Origin of the sequence: Rossellomorea sp. LJF3, from assembly GCF_037046045.1 — a bacterium.
Classification (GTDB): Bacteria; Bacillota; Bacilli; order Bacillales; family Bacillaceae_B; genus Rossellomorea.
The window spans coordinates 1-17,363 of the sequence record NZ_JBANLY010000014.1 but is presented as its reverse complement, the minus strand read 5'-3'; the positions used below and the strand labels follow the sequence as shown (position 1 = coordinate 17,363).

Below are 17,363 nucleotides of genomic sequence, written 5' to 3'. Positions count from 1 at the left end.
GGGCAGGCGGGTGACAGAGTTTGAAAAGATTTATGATCAATATTTCCGGGAAGTGTACGCATTTATACTCTCCCTGAGCCGTGATGAGAAGCTCGCGGAAGAGATCACTCAGGAAACGTTTTTCAAAGCATTGAAGAGCATGGATTCATTTCAAGGCCATTCTAAGATGAACGTATGGCTGTGCCAGATTGCGAAAAATACATACTTCACCCATTACTCCAAGCAAAAGCGGTATGTCACGGAAGAGGGGAAGGACCAACCCGGTGACTTGATCCTCGAGAAGCTGATGGAAAGCAAAGAAGCCGCCTTCCTTGTCCATAAAGCCCTTCATTCCATGGCTGAACCATATAAGGAAGTATTCACCCTGCGGATCTTCGGGGAGCTTTCGTTCAGGGAAATCAGTGAGCTGTTCGGAAAGACAGAAAACTGGGCAAGGGTCACGTTTTACCGGGCAAAACAAAAAATACAGGATGTAGTAAAGGAGGAATGACGATGAGGGAAGTACCGTGTGAAATCATTGAGGATATATTGCCGCTTTATGTAGATGACGTATGCAGTGAGGAAAGCAAGAATATGGTAGAAGAGCACCTTTCACACTGCGAACAGTGTCAAATGAAATGGAAGCGGATGAAGGCAGACCTGCCCATCACGGAAAAAAAGAGAGTGGATTCAACAACCGATGACCGCCTCATCAAAAGGATGGCCGCTACTTGGAAACAGGGTAGGAAGAAGTCATTTGTGAAAGGGATCTCCATCTCCGCCTTGACCTTTGCATTTCTATTTCTCGCCTATCTCGGCTTATTCCAATGGCAGATCACCAGTGTACCGGCAGACAAGGCGGAAATCAGTGATGTCAGTGAAACGGGAGACGGGAAAATTATGTATCACCTGAACATAGATGATGGTTACAGTGTCAATACCCTAAAATACAGCCTGGACGACAACGGGGACTTCTACATCACTGCGAAGCGTCCGGTTGTGAAGGAGAAAGCACAGCCTCTATCTACTTTGGAGAAAGGGTATGATTTCATCGATATCCCCGAACAGGAAAACATCCGGAGTCAGAAAATCAAAGCGATCTATTTCGGAACATCTGATGACAGAACACTGATCTGGAAAAAAGGAATGGAGCTGCCCGATGCAAGTGAAGAGGCAAAAGAGAGATTTGGGTTTTAAAGAAGCAAGGGGACGGTTCTCCTGCTTCCTTTTTCTTAAAAAGAAAGGTGGATCACAATGTATATTCCAAAAGACTTTATGATCACGGATCAATCGGTAGCGAACAAGATCATCCAAGATCACAGCTTTGCAACGCTTTTTTCCCAGCACGATGGGAAGCCTGTTGCGACGCACTTACCGCTCCTGTTAAACAAGGAAAAAACCCACTTATACGGACACTTTGCCCGGCCGAATCCCCAGTGGAAAGAAATCGAACAGCAAACGGTGCTGGCCGTTTTCCACGGTCCTCATTGTTATATCTCCCCGTCCTGGTACGAGACGAATCAAACCGTCCCGACCTGGAACTATGTATCGGTCCATATGTACGGAGAAGTCGAGCTTGTCGAGGACGACCATGAGCTCGTCGAATCGCTACATGAATTGGTATCAACGTTCGAAGCCCCCGACAGTTCCTACAGCCTGGGGAATCTTGACCCTGCGCTGATCGCCGGTATGAGCAAGGGAGTACAAGGGTTCAAGATTAAGATCAATCAGATGGAAGGAAAGGCGAAGCTAAGTCAAAACCATTCAACTGAGAGGCAAGGGCGGGTGATCCGAGAGCTTGAGCAGAAGCCGACCACGGATGAACAGCAGATTGCTGCTTGGATGAAGGGGAATTTGAAATAAGAAAAAGAGCATAGGTCGTAATAAAAGCCAGGTGAACATGATAGACTGTCCACCTGGCTTTTACGTTTAAAACAAGCCAACTTCCTCTCCTTATAAAACTCCTCCCTAGTTTCCATTTATTAACCATTCTGTCACAATCCCTTGTCTATTAAGAAAATACGGTAAATAATCCTATACATCCTACACAGGATATCTTACATTTAAGATGATAATTCCATAAAAGGATATATATGGTTTTATGTTCGTTCGAAAGAGGATTTGTCTGACTGATATCAGTCACTACCTAAAGGAGGAAGGCCATGGATACTCAACTCACCATCTCACTCGTTATCCTGATTGTACTGGCGGACATCGGTGCCATCATTCTTTTTATAAAATATAGAAGAGGCCACATGGAGAAGAATCCCTTCATCACGATTCTAAAGAAAGAGGCAATTGTTTTCTACTATGCATTGTTCAAGTGGAAAGTGAGGCAGACTGAAGGAACCTATGCCTATCACAAAGGCTCCAACTATTTCTGGCTGTTCATCGCGCTTCTTCATGAACAGGTGATCGAAGCGTTCGCGTTTCATTACTATTTAAAAGACGTGGATCCTCTTCGGGCGGATATTCTTGTCGTGCTGCATGTCTACAGCATTCTTTATATGCTCGGGGACTATAATCTTGTCCGGAACTCCCCGATTGCGTTCAAGGGAAACGGGGTCCAGATGAAAATCGGCGTGCGGAGGTCTCTTTGTTTTAACCTAGAGGATGTTTCGGCCATTCAGCCGGCCAGGACCCAATATGCAAAAAGCGGGGGCATCATCCATGAGAAAAATGTGTTTCATGTCGCCATGCTGCCAAGGGTGTTCACCCGCGTCTTCGGGATGATCGATGAATTGAGGTATGAAATCATCTTCAAGGAACCGATTGAGGCGAGAGGGTATTTCGGGCAGAGGAAAATGGTGAAGAAGGCGTTGATTTATATGGAGGATGCGGAGTCTTTCATCCAGGATCTTCGTGCGAAAATTCAAAGCGGCCCTGCATGCGACACGGGACTTCAGGCTACAAACATAAAATGAAGCATGGGGACGGTTCTCGTGCTTCTTCTTCGGAGAAAATGGAAGCAGAAGAACCGTCCCCGTGCACACCCCCGTGCACACCAGAAGAACCGTCCCCGTGCACACCAGAAGAACCGTCCCCGTGCACACGACAAAAAAACAGCCGGCACTCGCCGGCTGTCCCTCACTCGTTAACCCTTCATCGCTTCCATTTCTTCCTTGCTCGGACCATACACGCCAGGCACTTTCAAATCAGCCTGACGCATGAGGACCGTCAATTGACCACGGTGATGAGCCTGATGCTGAATCAACAGGCGGAATACGGCTTGAACCGGCATTTCCATTCCAAAGAGATTGACCATTTCGTTCATCTTTTCATCTGACACTTGCTCAGAAACGGCTTCTACGAGACGGTCGCTGACGAGCTTATAGGTTTCACTGATTTCTGCAGCGGACTGCGGCGCTTCTTTGCGAAGGTCCGGCACTTCAAACGTGATGCCGACTTGTGCCGGGAAGTAGTATGTAGCTCCGGTGATGTGCCAGGCAACGCTTCCGATGCTGTACAGGTCAGGTGCCACTTCCTGTTTCAGTGACTCGTCCGTCAGTGCGTCCATTACCTTTTGGGTGACTGCGGATTCTTGTTTCCATTCTTGTAGGAAATCGTTTTTGGATGTGAACATGGTATTCCCTCCTGATTTTTAAATGATACTTTCTTGTTTATTGTATCATGTTGAACTCGTTGTTACTTCCATTTTATATACTGTTATTGACAGTGTGCTGTTATTAGCGGTATACTGTTTTTAACAGTTTAAATCATAATGTAGGAGGTCATCATAGATGAAACATACAGGAAGACATACAGGCGCATTTCTTTTGATGTTTTTAACAGAGGGGGATTGCTACGGTGGGCAGCTTCTACAGAAGTGTCAGGACGAGATTCCGGTCAACCCGATTGACAGTGCGATCATTTACCGCACTCTGAAAAAATTGGAGACGGAAGGGGCCGTTGAATCTTATTTTGATACATCAGGGGAGAAGCCGATCAAGATGTATCGGATTACGGAAACGGGAAAAAGGACATTGGAGGACTTTCATGAAGATATTGAAAGCAAAATCAAGAACTTATCCTTTTTCTTAGGTAAATATGAGGAATGGAAGAAGGGACCCGACCATGATTAACGGTCTGATTCTTTACGGAACCGCTCTTATCTTAACCGGTATTTCATTCGGGAAAGATAGGGAAAAGACGAAAGAAGCCATCCTGAAGGCGTGGAAAATGTTCAGCAATATTATGCCTGATGTGCTGGCGATTATGCTGTTCGTCGGCTTATCTTTATCCATTCTCACTCCTGAACTCATTTCTTCCATCGTCGGGAGGGAATCTGGCATCATGGGGGTCGTCTACTCCACGGTCATTGGTTCTGTTTCTCTTATCCCGAGCTTTGTGGTGTTTCCACTTGGTGCGACACTGGTGGAAAACGGGGCGGGTCTTCCCCAGGTGGCAGCTTTGATGGCTTCGTTCATGGCCGTTGGGATCGTCACGTTACCTATGGAACAAAAGGTGTTTGGACGAAGTTTTGCGATAGCACGAAATGGGGCAGCCGTGGTCATGTCTGTTCTATTCGCCGTTCTGATCTGGGTGGTGATGGCATGAAACAGGTAAAGAGATATCGATTCTTTCTTCTTCTCCTTGTCGGTCTGATCGTTTTGACTAGTGTAAACTGGTCAGTTGGATGGGAGGCGGCACAGCTGACGGGGAACAGCATGCTGGATATGCTGTTCCTGCTGCCACCAGTCCTCGTGTTAGTGGGATTATTGGACAAATGGGTGGATAAGGAAACGATGATCCGCTATATGGGAAAAGACTCGGGATTCTATGGTATCCTCTTCTCCATGTTACTCGGAACCATCGCAGCGGGGCCGTTATACGTGGCCTTTCCCATGGCCGTCCTATTTTTGAAAAAAGGAGCAAGTGTCCGCTACATCGTCTTCTTCCTCGGAGTCTGGTCAACATCGAAATTGCCGGTCGTCATTTATGAACTAGCTTCCTTTGGAGTAAAATTCACCATGATTCACATTGGATTCGGTCTACTGTTTGCCTATTTCCTCGGTGTGTTGTTTGAAAAATTCTATCAGCCGGGGGAGTTGTTGAAGTATGATGGATTGTGAAGCAGGGGGACGGTTCTCTTGCTTCTTTTTTTATCAAATGGAAGCAGCAGAACCGTCCCCTTGCTCCACTATTCTTACCATGAAGAAATTGGTATAATGGCGTAATATACATTTTTAACCAAGGGGGCCCGCATATGCGTCAAGAAGCAGCCGTAGAAAAAGTACTCGAAAGCCTAAAAAAAGATCCAAGCGTCCGGAGCGTATTCCTCAAGGGATCCATGGGGCGGAAAGAACATGATGAACATTCCGATATCGACCTGTACTGTTTAGTGGAGGAATGGGAAGAAAAGGAATTCCTGACCCGCCGTCTCGATCACTTGAAAGCGTACAAGGACCTCATCTTTCACGATGATATTTTCATCATCGCGCCGCAGATCATCGCCATTTATGAAGACTGGCTGCACATCGATCTGTTCACGGTGACGGAGAAGACCGTACAGGAAAAGGATTTCTTTACGGTGTTATACGATCCTGACAATCTGATGGGAAAATATGAATCTACCCAAAACCTCACCGTTTCAAAAGAGGAGTTCAGGGATCAGGTCCTCGATGCCGCCTGGTTTCTGTTTCAGTATCAGAAAGCAGCAGCGAGAGGGAACCATACATGGGCCGTGGAAATGCTGCGGCACTCGATGAGATGCGTGACGATCATTCTGCTGTCGCGGTACGCGAAGGAGCGGGCAGTAATTGGATTGAAGACGATTCACAGGGATTTGCCACAAGAGCGTCAAGATCGTGTAGTGGAGATTTATGAGGCGATGACACCGTCACACCATGGGGAAGCGGTGCGGAAGATTGCGAGTCTGTTAGAAAGTGAGTTTGATTGGATTCGGGAAGAGCTTGGTGAGGGAGAAGTAGTTTCGTTTATGGGATTGATAGTTGGGAAAGTGTTGGAGGGGTGAAAAAGCACGGGAAGCATGGGGACGGTTCTCGTGCTTCTTTTTTACGACAAATGGAAGCAACAGAACCGTCCCCATGCTTCTTCACGGATTAACAATTTCAATCTTTTTCCCCTTATGAACATCTTCAGTCCCTGCATCCAGTGCGGTCTTATAATAGCTGCATTTGTGGTCGATGACTTCCATGGTTTGCTGGAGTTCTTTGATCTTTGCTTCTACGGATGCTTTCCTTTCGAGGAACATGTCATAACGGTGTTGCAGGGTGGCGTCGCCTTCTGCGCACCAGTCGATGAAGTGCTTGATCTCCTTGATGGGCATGCCGGTTGATTTCAGGCATTCGATGATGTGTAGGGCGGAGATATCGGATTCTTTAAATCGTCGGGTGCCGTTTTCGTTTCGTTCGACAAAAGGCATGAGGCCTTCCTTGTCATAGTATCGCAAAGTATAGATAGAGAGATTCAGTTCTTTTGCCACTTCTCCAATAGAATAAGTCTTCATGTTCGTGCTCCTTTTGTCGGCAAATCTAGACGTCGAGTTAACTCTATGTCTGTGAAGAAATCGTAGCACGGTCATCACTCACTGTCAAAACAGATTCAAGGAGGGTTATCTCTTGACCTAGAGTTAACTATAGGGATTACCATGGATATAACAAGAGTTCATCAGGTTTGTTCACCTGTCTCTTGAAAGCTACTATTACAGGAGGTTTTTATTCATGGTAATTGCTAAAGCACGAGCTGTAGACGGTCCTGACAAATCTTTCAGAGAGGCTGAAATCGAGAGGCGGGATCTTGATAAGCATGATGTTTTGATTGAAATCAAGTATGCAGGGATCTGCCATTCCGATATCCATACGGCACACGGTGAATGGGGAGAAGTGAAGTATCCACTTGTTCCGGGACACGAGATTGCGGGGTTCGTAACGGAAGTCGGATCCGAAGTAACAAAGTACAAAGCCGGCGACCGGGTAGGAGTAGGATGTATGGTTGGTTCCTGCGGCGAGTGTAAGAACTGCCGAGATGGGGAAGAGCAGTACTGCCTGGAAGGAAACATCCCTACGTACGCAGGAGTGGATAAATATGGCGAGTTGACTCAAGGCGGTTATTCGACCCATATCGTTGTAGAGGAAGATTTCGTCCTGAAGATCCCTGATAACATCGAGCTGGATGCTGCGGCACCGCTGTTATGTGCGGGAATTACGACGTATTCTCCTTTGAATCATTGGAATGCGGGCCCAGGGAAGAAAGTGGCCGTGGTCGGAATGGGTGGACTCGGTCATATGGCGGTCAAGATCGCACATGCCATGGGCGCAGAAGTAACGGTCCTTTCCCGTACGTTAAATAAGAAAGAGGATGGCTTGGAATTTGGGGCAGAAGCTTATCATGCGACGAGCGATCCTGAGACGTTCGAGAAGCTTGCCGGTACGTTCGATCTGATCATTAACACAGTGAGTGCCAAGATTGACATTAGTGCTTACCTTTCCCTGTTGACACTCGATGGGGCAATGGTGAATGTGGGTGCGCCTGCAGAGCCACTGGAAGTGAATGTGTTCTCATTAATCGGCCACCGCCGTTCATTTGCCGGGTCCCTGATCGGAGGCATCCGTGAGACCCAGGAAATGCTCGATTTCTGCGGGGAACATGGAATCGTGCCTTCCATTGAAGTGATTTCGGCTGATTACATCGATGAAGCGTATGAACGGGTATTGGGTTCAGATGTGAAGTATCGATTTGTGATTGATACGAGTACGATTTAAATAGAAGGAAGCAAGGGGACGGTTCCCTTGCTTCTTTTTTATATTATATGGAAGCATCAGAACCGTCCCCTTGCTTCCCGTGCTTCACCCATACATCATCTAACTCATACTTCTGCCGCAGATGATGACGGAAATGCATTCCAACGAGGTCAAACCATTCCCGAGCATTCAGCCATCCGAAGCCTCCATGCTTCTGTTTGTAGTTTGGGTTGATTCCATCTACCATCGCTTTCAACTCTTTCATTCGCTCCATTAGTTGTTCGAGCTCTCGTTTAATATCCTCTTTCGTTTTTGTATTGTCCGGGGCAGAATTAAGTTCGGGAGGTAATTGGATTTTAATTGGCGGGAATCCACCAATGTTAAACATATATTCTCCAAACTCTGTTTTCCCCTGGGTTTGCTCTCCGCCAGCCAGCGCACAGGCTTCCACACTGTCCAGATACTCATGAGCCACGACAAGGAGATGGTCATACATTTGACCAATGGACCAGACCCCTGGTTCGGGGATATATCTTAGCTGCTCAGGAGAATACGCTTGTAGGAAGCTTTTGTATGTTTCGATTAATTTAAGGTCATTCATGTTCATTTCTCCCTTCCTTTTGAACTCACATTCTTTCATACATTTAATGAAAATAAGCACTTCTCCTTCTTGAAGAAATGCACTATTTTCCTCTACCAATTCTATTATTTTGGGTTGAAGATACCTTTTCCTGTTTGCATATCGATTGGCAATGAAGAATGTTCGTGTGTGACAAGCCAAGATTCGTTCTCTTTTTTTAAGCCAAATGTGAAACGGTTGGTCATTTGACGATGTTTCTCTTCAGAATCCCCCCTGAAAGCAGAGTAAGTTACGGCACAGTGCACGTATGCAACATTCTTATTTTCCTCAATAACTAAATCATTGATATCCACTTGTAGTAAATATCCGTCTTCCTTCAGGCCATTAAACCACTTTGTTACACTATTCTTCCATATAGAAAGACCTTTACACTCCCAGTTTCCCCAGCAGTCATAAATATGTACGTCTGCCGAATAGATAGATAGGAACTTTTCAACATCGCCTTCGTAGACGGCGCGTTTGTAGGTTTCAAGAACGTCCTGAACGAAAATCCTTCCATTCGTCATATCATCCACTCCTTAAAATAGTGTAAAAAGGATGAATCTATTATGGGTACCTCACTTATCATTCTTAAAATAATGAACAGGACGAATCTCGATCCGCCATCCGAACTCTTCTCCTATATTTAATTGTGTCGTCGGATGAATAGAGGCAAGCTCGATCGCCTCATCCATGTTTTCTGCTTCAAAAATGAATATGCTGCCAATCAGTTCTTTTGATTCTGTAAACGGCCCATCTGTCACCATGACCTTTCCATCCACACGGCGCAAGTTTTTGATTTCTGACTCCAGACCTGCATCAAGCAGCACCTTTCCACTTTCGTAAAATTTCTCCGTGTGCGGCTGGCACTCCTCCATCACAGCCTCTATCTCCGCACTTGGACGTGCATCCATTTTTTCAGAGTTGAAATAGCCCATACATAAAAATATCATCATCATCTCTCCTAGGTCACTCGGATTTTTTGTTTCTATTCATACAACGATTAGCAAGTCGGAAAATCGACATAACGAATAATAAATTTTTTATTTCATACAATCTTTAGCCTGTTTTAATAGAAATTTCTGTTCCTGTACATTTTGGGTTAACGAAGCAGCACGCTGGAATTCTTTATTTGCTTCCTTTTTTCTTCCTAGCTTTAAGAGAAAATGACCCTTGGCGCTTGGAAGTAAATGATAATTCTTCAACGCGGGTTCCTTCAGTAAAGAATCGACAATCTCCAAGCCTGCAATTGGTCCATAGGCCATTGAAATAGCAACCGCCCGATTCAGTTCAACGATGGGAGAAGGAGCAATATGTGAAAGCGCACGATAAAGAGTTGAAATTCGCTCCCAATTGGTTTTTTCTGGTGAGTCAGCTTCTGCATGACAAGCAGCTATAGCAGCTTGCAATGCATACAATCCAATTGTGCCTCCCAGGTCTTCTACCTTTCTTAGTGAAGCAAAACCCCGGTTGATGTGTTCCTGACTCCACAACAAGCGGTTTTGATCCAGTAGCAAAATCATTTCACCCTCCGTATTTGTTCGGGCTTTAAATCGAGATGCTTGTATTTCCATTAGCGCAACAAGACCATGAACTTCCGGTTCCAGACCAATGAGTTCTACTAAAGCTCTTCCCATTCTTAATGCTTCGTTACATAGATTCATTCGAATCAAATGTTTACCTGTAGAAGCCGAATATCCCTCGTTGAACATAAGATAGATCACTTCCAAAACGGAAGAAAGCCTTTGTGCATACTCAGCCTTCTTAGGAACCTCGAAAGGAACATTGGCTTCTACAAGTTTTCGTTTTGCCCTAACGACTCGCTGGGCAATCGTCGGTTCATGTACAAGAAATGCGTTTGCGATTTCTTCTGTTGTCAGTCCCCCAACCAGTCTTAGGGTAAGGGCTACACGGGCGTTTTTTGATAACACCGGATGACATGTCATGAAAATCAGCCTCAGCACATCGTCCTTAATTTCTTCGTCCATTTCATCAGCCAAGTCATAATCGTAATGAGTATTCATCGAGTGAGCCATTTGTTCATATTTTTGATCCAGCCGTTTTTTTCTGCGAAGCATGTCTATGGCTTTACGTTTAGCCACAGTCATCAGCCATGCACCAGGGTTTTCCGGAATATCAGAGACTGGCCAACGCTCAAGGGCTATGATCAGTGTGTCTTGAGCAAGATCTTCCGCCATGCTTATATCCTTCACCATCCGAGTAAGTGATGCCACTACTTTAGCTGATTCCGCTCTCCAAATCGACTCAATTCTTTGGTGGATTGAAGTCTCTTTCATGTGTGTTCCTCCTTTCCCAATCAAAATGAAACCAATATGGGACACCAAGCTCTAATATTAATTGTAAAATTCTGATAATGTTATTTTATCATAAGATCAATGGTGACTGGTCTCATGCTTCACTTTCACATCAATAAGAAGCAACAGAACCGTCCCCATGCTTCTTGCTTTCGTTTTCAGGTGGTGAGTGAGATAATTTGAGCAACTACAAAACTGAAGGAGGAGTTATGAATGAAGAAAGTCATGAACAAACCTGAAGATTTGGTTGTGGAGATGTGCAATGGGATGGCCATGGCTCATCCGGAGCTTGAGTTTATGAAGAAGTATAAGGTGATGAAGAAAAAGGATTTGAATGAGAATAAGGTAACGTTGATCAGCGGCGGCGGAAGCGGTCATGAGCCTGCACATGCAGGGCTTGTGGGGAAAGGGATGCTCGATGCTGCCGTGTGCGGTGACGTGTTTGCATCGCCTTCCCAGATCCAGGTTTATCAGGCGATCAAGGCGACGGCTGGTAAAAAGGGAGCCCTGCTCGTCATTAAGAATTACAGTGGGGATATCATGAATTTTAAAAATGCGGCTCACATGGCTTCAGAGGATGGCATCCCGGTGGAATATGTCAAAGTCGATGATGATATTGCTGTGGAGGACAGCCTTTATACGGTGGGGCGCCGCGGTGTCGCGGGGACCGTGTTGGTACATAAAATTGCCGGAGCTGCTGCTGAAGAAGGACGGGACTTGCTGGAAGTGAAAGCCGTGGCAGAAAAAGCCGCTGAAAATGTCCGTAGTATTGGCTTTGCACTGACATCCTGTACCGTCCCAGCCAGTGGATCTCCGACGTTCAAATTGGCTGATGACGAAATCGAATATGGTGTCGGGATTCACGGAGAACCGGGGACAAGACGGGAAAAAATCGCGTCTGCAGACGAATTGGCAGAGCGGATGGTCAACGACCTTCTGAAGGATCTGAAGATGGAAGAGGGGGATTCTTCCGAGATCGCGGTCCTTGTAAACGGCTTTGGTGGTACGCCGCTACAGGAACTCTATCTTTTCAATCATTCCGTCACCCGGATTTTGGCGGATAAAAAGATCTCGATCAACCGTGCCTTTGTCGGCAATTACATGACGAGCATCGATATGGCAGGTGTTTCCCTGACCGTGATGAAGCTGGATGAAGAGTTGAAAACATTGCTGTCCAGTGAAAGTACAGCGCCTGCGTTCAGAGTGGACGGACCGGTACCGGGTGTGGAGTACATCGACCTCGAGGAAAATGAGGAAGCGAAACCAGTCTCCTTCGAAGTGGAAACGCCGGAAGAACATGCTGTGATCAAGAATAATAAGGCAACACTTGATAACGTGATCTACCTCGTGGATAGAATGAGCGACATCATCATCAAGAACGAAGTACCATTCTGTGAACTGGATTCCCATGCAGGAGACGGGGATTTCGGAATGAGCGTCTCCAAAGGGTTCAAGCAATTGAAGCGGGAGTGGAAAGACATCCTTAGTCAAGAGAATCTCACGATCGGCAGCTTCCTGGATGCAAGCTCCATGGTCATCATGGAATATTGCGGCGGTGCTTCCGGTCCGATCTGGGGATCTGCATTCCGTGCGGCAGGGAAAGCGACGCAGGATCGAAAGGAACTGACCGTGGAAGAATTCGCGGACATGCTGCAGGCGGCTGTGAAAGGAATCCAGGATACAGGCGAACGATCCTTCGGCAGAGGGGCAGAGGTCGGGGACAAAACCCTCGTGGATGCACTCGTTCCATGTGCGGACTCCTGGTCACAAAGTGCTACAGACGGAGATGACTTCAAGACCGCGTTTGAAAAAGGCGCTGCGGCTGCTGTTGAAGGTGCCGAGAAAACCAAGGATATCGTTGCCCGGATGGGACGAGCCGGTACGGTAGGGGAACGAAGCCTCGGTCATCCCGATGCCGGTGCTTATGCGCTGGGGGTTATCTTTACGGAACTTGCGGAGAGTTTGAGGTAAGGAGTAGCACGGGGGAGGGTTGCCCCGTGCTTTTTTACTTTGCTAAAAGGCGCTGTCTGTTTATAGCCAACCTCGGGTATAGGCGATGATGGCAGCGGAGGTTCGGTCTTTTACACCGATTTTCTTAAAGAGGGTTGCAATATTATTTTTAATTGTATTTTCGCTCAAGAAGATGTTTTTGGAAATGGTCCTGTTGCTCATGCCAAGTGAAATGAATTCAAGAATTTCCCACTCGCGTTCAGAGAGTAAGTCTGTTGGACGCTTGATTTTCTTTGGTTGATGGAGGGATATAAATTTGTTCCAAACTAACAGCGAAATGGATTGTGGAAGGTAACGCTCGCCCATGAATAAGAGTTTGATCACAGCCAGCATCGATTTTGAATCCATTGTTTTTAAGAGAACACCATGCAGGTCGTAGGTCAGTAATTTAAGCAGTAGATGAAGGTGGTTGTCTAAATGGCTGACGAAGAGGATTATCTTTGAATTAAGGCTTAAGAAATGTTGGATGGTCTTTTCTACATCACCATTTTTCATATTCAAATCGATAAAGACAAAATCATATTCTTTCACCTGATTTCTATGGTGAAGATTCCCGGCGCTTTGTATGGAGGTGAAGGAGGAAATGGAGAGTTCACTCATTTCCTGCAACAGCATAAATCGCAAGGAGTCAGTAAAGATTATTTCATCATCTAGCAGTAAAATAGTGGTCATTTCGTATCACTCCTCTATTATCCTTTGGTCAGTCCTTATATACCGGTGCGTATTTCAATAATAAAGCTTGCATTTCTTCAGGAGGGGCCGGCTTACAGAAGAAGTAGCCCTGAAATTCATCACAATGTTCATTTTGCAGAAAAGTCAGCTGGTCTTTGTCTTCCACACCTTCTGCCAAGACGGTCAGGTTCATGCTATGCCCCATTGTGATAATGGCTCTAATGATTGCTTTATTGGCAGGGGATTTTTTGTGTAAAAATGATTGGTCGATTTTAAGCCGGTCGATGGGGAACCGGCTTAAATATTTCAAGGAAGAGTAGCCGGTCCCAAAGTCGTCTATGGCAAGATGAATGCCTTTAGTTTTGAAAAAATCTAACACGTTGAAGATATAATCCTCTTTAATCATCGCAATGCTTTCGGTTATTTCCAATTCTAGAAATTGAGGGTCAAGGCTTGTTTGTCTGAGAATCTTCATGAGTGTTTTGGGGAATTGACTGTGAAGCAACTGGGCAATCGAGATGTTGACCGAGATGCGGACCTTAGGGAGCCCTGCTTTCTGCCAGATTTTATTTTGGTTGCATGCTTCTGAGAGCACCCATTCGCCAATCGTATAAATTAAGCCGAGTTTTTCAGCCAATGGAATAAACTCAGAAGGGGAAATGTGCCCCATGCGAGGATGATGCCACCTGATCAATGCTTCCATACCAACTAATTGATTTTGTTTAATCGACCACTGTGGCTGATAGACGAGTGAAAATTCATTTCTATCAAGGGCTCCGTGCAGTTCATTTTCAAGGGTCAATTGATGGTCGATTGATGTATTCCATTTTCCATTATAAATCTTGTAATCATTCTTACCATCTTCTTTGACGCGACACATGGCTATATGGGCCGTTTTAATAAGTCCGTGGACGTTGCTTCCGGCATAAGGGAAGATGCTGACCCCGATGCTGACGCTCATGTGGAGTTTATGTTTATCGATGATAAAAGGCAGTTGAAAGAGATTCAACACTTTCTTGCAGTAAGTGGAGAGGATTTGTCCGTCTTCTGCATGATAAATGTAAAGAAGAAATTCATCCCCATTCATCCTCGACAAGGATTTCCCTTCTGCATGTAAGGAGTTAAGCCTCGAAGCAACCTCCTTCAAAAGGGCATCCCCTTTTATAATACCAAGCGTATCGTTGACAATTTTAAAACGGTCCAGTCCTATTTTCAGCACGGCAATGTTTCTTTTGTTCTCTTTGGCACTGGTTAAAGCAGATTTGAGTTTTTTCTTGAAGGATTTCAAATTGGGGAGCCCTGTTAATTCATCATAGTACTTCAGCTTTTCCAGTTCACTTTCCATTTCTGTAATCTTGTGCTGTAAAGCGTAAAGCTGCTGGAAAACTTCAGGATGAACAACTTTTTCATTTTTATCCATGGTTCACCTCGATCTCCTTTAGTACCACCGATTAAATCTGAAACTTATCTGATGCAACCTGTAATTCTTCCGACATGGTGAATAGCGAATGGGCGGAGGATGCAATCTCCTCCATCGACGCAAGCTGTTCTTCTGTTGCAGCCGAAATGTTCTGTGTGCCATCGGCGGAAGCTGCTGCGATTTGTGAGATATATTCAATTGAACTCACGACTTGCTCTGTTCCCACAGCCATCTGGTCGGAAGTCAATGAAATTTCACTTACCTGCTGGGTCACTTCCTCAATAGATGAAAGAATTTTCCAGAATGCATCCCCGGATGATTGGGCCAAGGTAATGCCTAATCCAAGCTCTTTGTTGCCGGCATCCATTAATTGGACGGCTTCATTCGTATCTAGTTGGATGGAGTTGATCAGTTGGCTGATCTGCTGAGCAGAGCTTGCTGATTGCTCTGCCAGTTTCCTTACTTCATCTGCTACAACGGCGAAGCCTCGCCCATTTTCTCCAGCCCGGGCCGCTTCAATGGCAGCGTTGAGGGCAAGGAGGTTTGTTTGAGAGGAGATTCCAGTAATGACTTCAACAATCTGGTCTATTTCAAGGGACCGTTCTCCCAACCTTTTAATGGCTTTTCCTGTCTGTTGAATAGATCCGTCAATCGTCTCCATCTGCCTTACCATTTCCTCCATTGATTTGTTGCCTTCATGGGCCAAAGTCAACGAATCCGTTGAAGAAGCAGAAACCGTCTGAGCACCTGCCGCAATTTGTTGGATACCAGAGTTCATTTGTGTGATGACGTATGAACTTTCTTCAACATTTTTCACTTGATTTTCAGTATCACTTGCCATTTCCTGTATGCTTCCGGCAATTTGTTTAGTCGCTTGGCTGTTTTGTTCTGCACTTGCAAGCAATTGTTCGGAACTTGCTGCAACCAGCTGCGAACTTGATTTGATGTGGGATATTAAAAGGACTAAATTCTGTGTCATTCGTTGAAAGGACTCGGCAAGCATCCCAATCTCATCACGATTCTTTACGTGAATGGGTTCGACTGTCAGATCTCCGTCTGAAATATTGCTCGCCATTGTGGAAAGTTTAAGAATGGGAGTAGAAATGATGTTGGAAATATAAAGAGCAACTGCAATCCCGATCAGGACTGCTACGATTGAAAAAATGATGACAAAAGTTGCCCCGGTATGAAATAGATTTACTGCTTTATTGGCAGAAGCCGTAGCACCCTTTTGATTAAGATTTTTTAATATTTGTAAGTTAGCGTCCGCATCTTGCCACAAGGGGAAAAGTTCCAATTGCAATTGATTGGCAAGCTTCAGGTTGTCATCCTCTTTCTTGGCCTTGATGACTTCAGGCAATCCATCCATGTACGATTGCATGTCTTTAGCAAACGTTTCATAGATTTTCCTTTCATCGCTCTTATTGATGAGGGCAGAATATTTTTCGCTTCGCTGCTTAAATTCTGTTCCAGTCTCACTGATTCTGCCATCCAGACGCTCAACCTCAGACGGATCTTCAGAAAGGATGAGTTTAAGGGTTAATCGTTGTAAATCAGAAATATTCCCATTCATCCCCCCGATATACGTCATGCTTGGTGTCCATCGATTATTTATTACTTCGGATTCTTTTCCCATTGCGTTCATTTTTATGTATGAAACAACACTGATAGCAACCAGTAATATCAGTACGATGGAGAAGCCGCCGATTAATTTAGCTCGAATATTGAATTTCATGTTCTTCACTCCCCGAGGGTTTCTTTATGGACAGGTGTTCAGTAAGATTGGTGGGAATCAGCAGCAGTTGAGTCACATCTAAGAGGATGATGATCCTGTTTCCTAAGTGTAAAATGCCAAGCAGGTACGGAATATTGGCTGCATTTACAATGGTATCTCTTTGAATGGAATCTAGAGGGATATCTAATACGTCAGTAGCTTCGTCTACAATCAGACCAACAGGCTTATCAGCTATTTTCACCACAATATAGCGCTGGAAGTCCGTTTGCAGGGGGGAAGAGCCAGTGTTGAGCAATGTTCGTAAATCAATGATGGGGGTTAAAGACCCTCTTAGGTTGATGATGCCGTGAAAATAATCGGGCATGCCGGGAAGTGCTGTTACAGTCTGAGTCCGTTCAATGGAAATAATCTGACTGATTTGACAAGCGTATTCTTCGTTGCCGATTCTGAATGCAACCACTTTAAACTCTTCTGATTCATCTTTCACATTCATCACCCTTTAGTATAAAATATATTTGTGGGTAAAAAGTCATGTTACGAAAAATCGTAACTTGATATTTTTACTATAAGCTTTAATGTCGAATCATGTAAAGTCTTTAACGCACTATCGTATAAAAAAGTAATATCTAACCTTTAATAGAGTAGGTCTTTGTTATTATTTAAATAACATTTTTTGGTTGTTTTGTTGGGGGAGGGAAGGTTCTCTTACATCTTTTTTTATGGGTTTGGAAGCGGGAGAACCCTCACCAAGCTTCCGGAGAGTTTGAGGTAAAGAAAGAAGCAAGGGAAGACCCCTTGCTTCTTTCAGACTGTAGACAAACCCCACCTTCACTTTAACCGAAGGTGGGGTTTTCTGATATTTTAAAAGATTTTTCTCCTGTTTCTAGGCTGGACATGGCCCTCGCCATGT

General features: G+C 45.1%; 20 protein-coding genes. 10 read left to right on the top strand and 10 right to left on the bottom strand.

The features are described 5' to 3' along the window. Positions 1-10: 10 nt before the first annotated feature. The 4 genes from V8G47_RS13785 (at position 11) to V8G47_RS13770 (ending at position 2,903) form a co-directional block, all read left to right on the top strand. Entirely contained in the window at positions 11-490 is a 480-nt protein-coding gene (locus tag V8G47_RS13785; RefSeq protein WP_336200626.1) for an RNA polymerase sigma factor, read from the top strand. A gap of 2 nt (positions 491-492) precedes the next feature. Continuing rightward, positions 493-1,176 (top strand): zf-HC2 domain-containing protein, encoded by a 684-nt coding sequence (locus V8G47_RS13780; RefSeq protein WP_336200625.1) that lies wholly within the window; start codon positions 493-495, stop codon positions 1,174-1,176. A 57-nt stretch (positions 1,177-1,233) separates the two neighbouring features. Beyond that, positions 1,234-1,842: an FMN-binding negative transcriptional regulator gene (locus V8G47_RS13775; RefSeq protein ID WP_336200624.1), complete on the top strand. Its 609-nt coding sequence runs from the start codon at positions 1,234-1,236 to the stop codon at positions 1,840-1,842. 299 nt (positions 1,843-2,141) lie between these two features. Beyond that, a complete protein-coding gene (locus tag V8G47_RS13770) occupies positions 2,142-2,903 on the top strand; it encodes a hypothetical protein (RefSeq protein WP_336200623.1) in 762 nt (253 codons plus the stop codon). Between the two features lie 170 nt (positions 2,904-3,073). Here V8G47_RS13770 and V8G47_RS13765 read toward each other — a convergent pair whose 3' ends face one another. Beyond that, positions 3,074-3,562, bottom strand: coding sequence for a DinB family protein (locus tag V8G47_RS13765; protein ID WP_336200622.1), 489 nt, complete (start codon positions 3,560-3,562; stop codon positions 3,074-3,076). Positions 3,563-3,719: 157 nt separating this feature from the next. Here V8G47_RS13765 and V8G47_RS13760 point away from each other — a divergent pair, with 157 nt between their 5' ends. The 4 genes from V8G47_RS13760 (at position 3,720) to V8G47_RS13745 (ending at position 5,953) form a co-directional block, all read left to right on the top strand. Further along, a complete protein-coding gene (locus tag V8G47_RS13760; RefSeq protein ID WP_336200621.1) occupies positions 3,720-4,061 on the top strand; it encodes a PadR family transcriptional regulator in 342 nt (113 codons plus the stop codon). Then, positions 4,054-4,536, top strand: coding sequence for a hypothetical protein (locus V8G47_RS13755; protein WP_336200620.1), 483 nt, complete (start codon positions 4,054-4,056; stop codon positions 4,534-4,536). Before V8G47_RS13760 ends, V8G47_RS13755 begins: the two co-directional genes overlap by 8 nt. Further along, on the top strand, positions 4,533-5,051 hold the full coding sequence (locus tag V8G47_RS13750; RefSeq protein ID WP_336200619.1) for a permease: 519 nt from the start codon (positions 4,533-4,535) through the stop codon (positions 5,049-5,051). Before V8G47_RS13755 ends, V8G47_RS13750 begins: the two co-directional genes overlap by 4 nt. Positions 5,052-5,185: 134 nt before the next feature. After that, on the top strand, positions 5,186-5,953 hold the full coding sequence (locus V8G47_RS13745) for a nucleotidyltransferase domain-containing protein (protein ID WP_336200618.1): 768 nt from the start codon (positions 5,186-5,188) through the stop codon (positions 5,951-5,953). A gap of 81 nt (positions 5,954-6,034) precedes the next feature. Here the strand turns inward: V8G47_RS13745 and V8G47_RS13740 are convergent, their stop codons facing one another. Further along, positions 6,035-6,448 (bottom strand): MerR family transcriptional regulator, encoded by a 414-nt coding sequence (locus tag V8G47_RS13740; protein WP_336200617.1) that lies wholly within the window; start codon positions 6,446-6,448, stop codon positions 6,035-6,037. Between the two features lie 214 nt (positions 6,449-6,662). Here V8G47_RS13740 and V8G47_RS13735 point away from each other — a divergent pair, with 214 nt between their 5' ends. Beyond that, positions 6,663-7,703, top strand: coding sequence for an NAD(P)-dependent alcohol dehydrogenase (locus V8G47_RS13735; RefSeq protein WP_061809058.1), 1,041 nt, complete (start codon positions 6,663-6,665; stop codon positions 7,701-7,703). Positions 7,704-7,746: 43 nt separating this feature from the next. On the opposite strand, the gene V8G47_RS13730 is transcribed toward V8G47_RS13735, so the two are convergent. The 4 genes from V8G47_RS13730 to V8G47_RS13715 form a co-directional block, all read right to left on the bottom strand. Next, complete coding sequence (locus tag V8G47_RS13730; RefSeq protein WP_336200616.1) at positions 7,747-8,283, bottom strand: DinB family protein; 537 nt, start codon at positions 8,281-8,283, stop codon at positions 7,747-7,749. A gap of 104 nt (positions 8,284-8,387) precedes the next feature. After that, positions 8,388-8,828, bottom strand: coding sequence for a YybH family protein (locus tag V8G47_RS13725; protein WP_336200615.1), 441 nt, complete (start codon positions 8,826-8,828; stop codon positions 8,388-8,390). A 51-nt stretch (positions 8,829-8,879) separates the two neighbouring features. Further along, positions 8,880-9,239: a YciI family protein gene (locus tag V8G47_RS13720; RefSeq protein ID WP_336200614.1), complete on the bottom strand. Its 360-nt coding sequence runs from the start codon at positions 9,237-9,239 to the stop codon at positions 8,880-8,882. Positions 9,240-9,344: 105 nt separating this feature from the next. Further along, on the bottom strand, positions 9,345-10,598 hold the full coding sequence (locus V8G47_RS13715; RefSeq protein ID WP_336200613.1) for an RNA polymerase sigma factor: 1,254 nt from the start codon (positions 10,596-10,598) through the stop codon (positions 9,345-9,347). A 231-nt stretch (positions 10,599-10,829) separates the two neighbouring features. Here V8G47_RS13715 and dhaK point away from each other — a divergent pair, with 231 nt between their 5' ends. After that, the gene (gene dhaK, locus V8G47_RS13710) at positions 10,830-12,587 is read left to right on the top strand and encodes a dihydroxyacetone kinase subunit DhaK (protein WP_336200612.1); all 1,758 of its coding nucleotides are present in this window, start codon (positions 10,830-10,832) and stop codon (positions 12,585-12,587) included. Positions 12,588-12,647: 60 nt separating this feature from the next. Here dhaK and V8G47_RS13705 read toward each other — a convergent pair whose 3' ends face one another. From V8G47_RS13705 to V8G47_RS13690, 4 genes are read right to left on the bottom strand one after another with little or no spacing between them, the layout of a single operon-like run. Next, a complete protein-coding gene (locus V8G47_RS13705; RefSeq protein ID WP_336200611.1) occupies positions 12,648-13,298 on the bottom strand; it encodes a response regulator transcription factor in 651 nt (216 codons plus the stop codon). A 28-nt stretch (positions 13,299-13,326) separates the two neighbouring features. Beyond that, positions 13,327-14,718, bottom strand: coding sequence for a putative bifunctional diguanylate cyclase/phosphodiesterase (locus V8G47_RS13700; protein ID WP_336200610.1), 1,392 nt, complete (start codon positions 14,716-14,718; stop codon positions 13,327-13,329). Between the two features lie 31 nt (positions 14,719-14,749). Next, positions 14,750-16,453, bottom strand: coding sequence for a methyl-accepting chemotaxis protein (locus V8G47_RS13695; protein WP_336200609.1), 1,704 nt, complete (start codon positions 16,451-16,453; stop codon positions 14,750-14,752). Further along, on the bottom strand, positions 16,431-16,940 hold the full coding sequence (locus V8G47_RS13690; RefSeq protein WP_336200608.1) for a chemotaxis protein CheW: 510 nt from the start codon (positions 16,938-16,940) through the stop codon (positions 16,431-16,433). The genes V8G47_RS13695 and V8G47_RS13690 overlap by 23 nt, the downstream gene beginning before the upstream one ends. Positions 16,941-17,363: the final 423 nt, after the last annotated feature.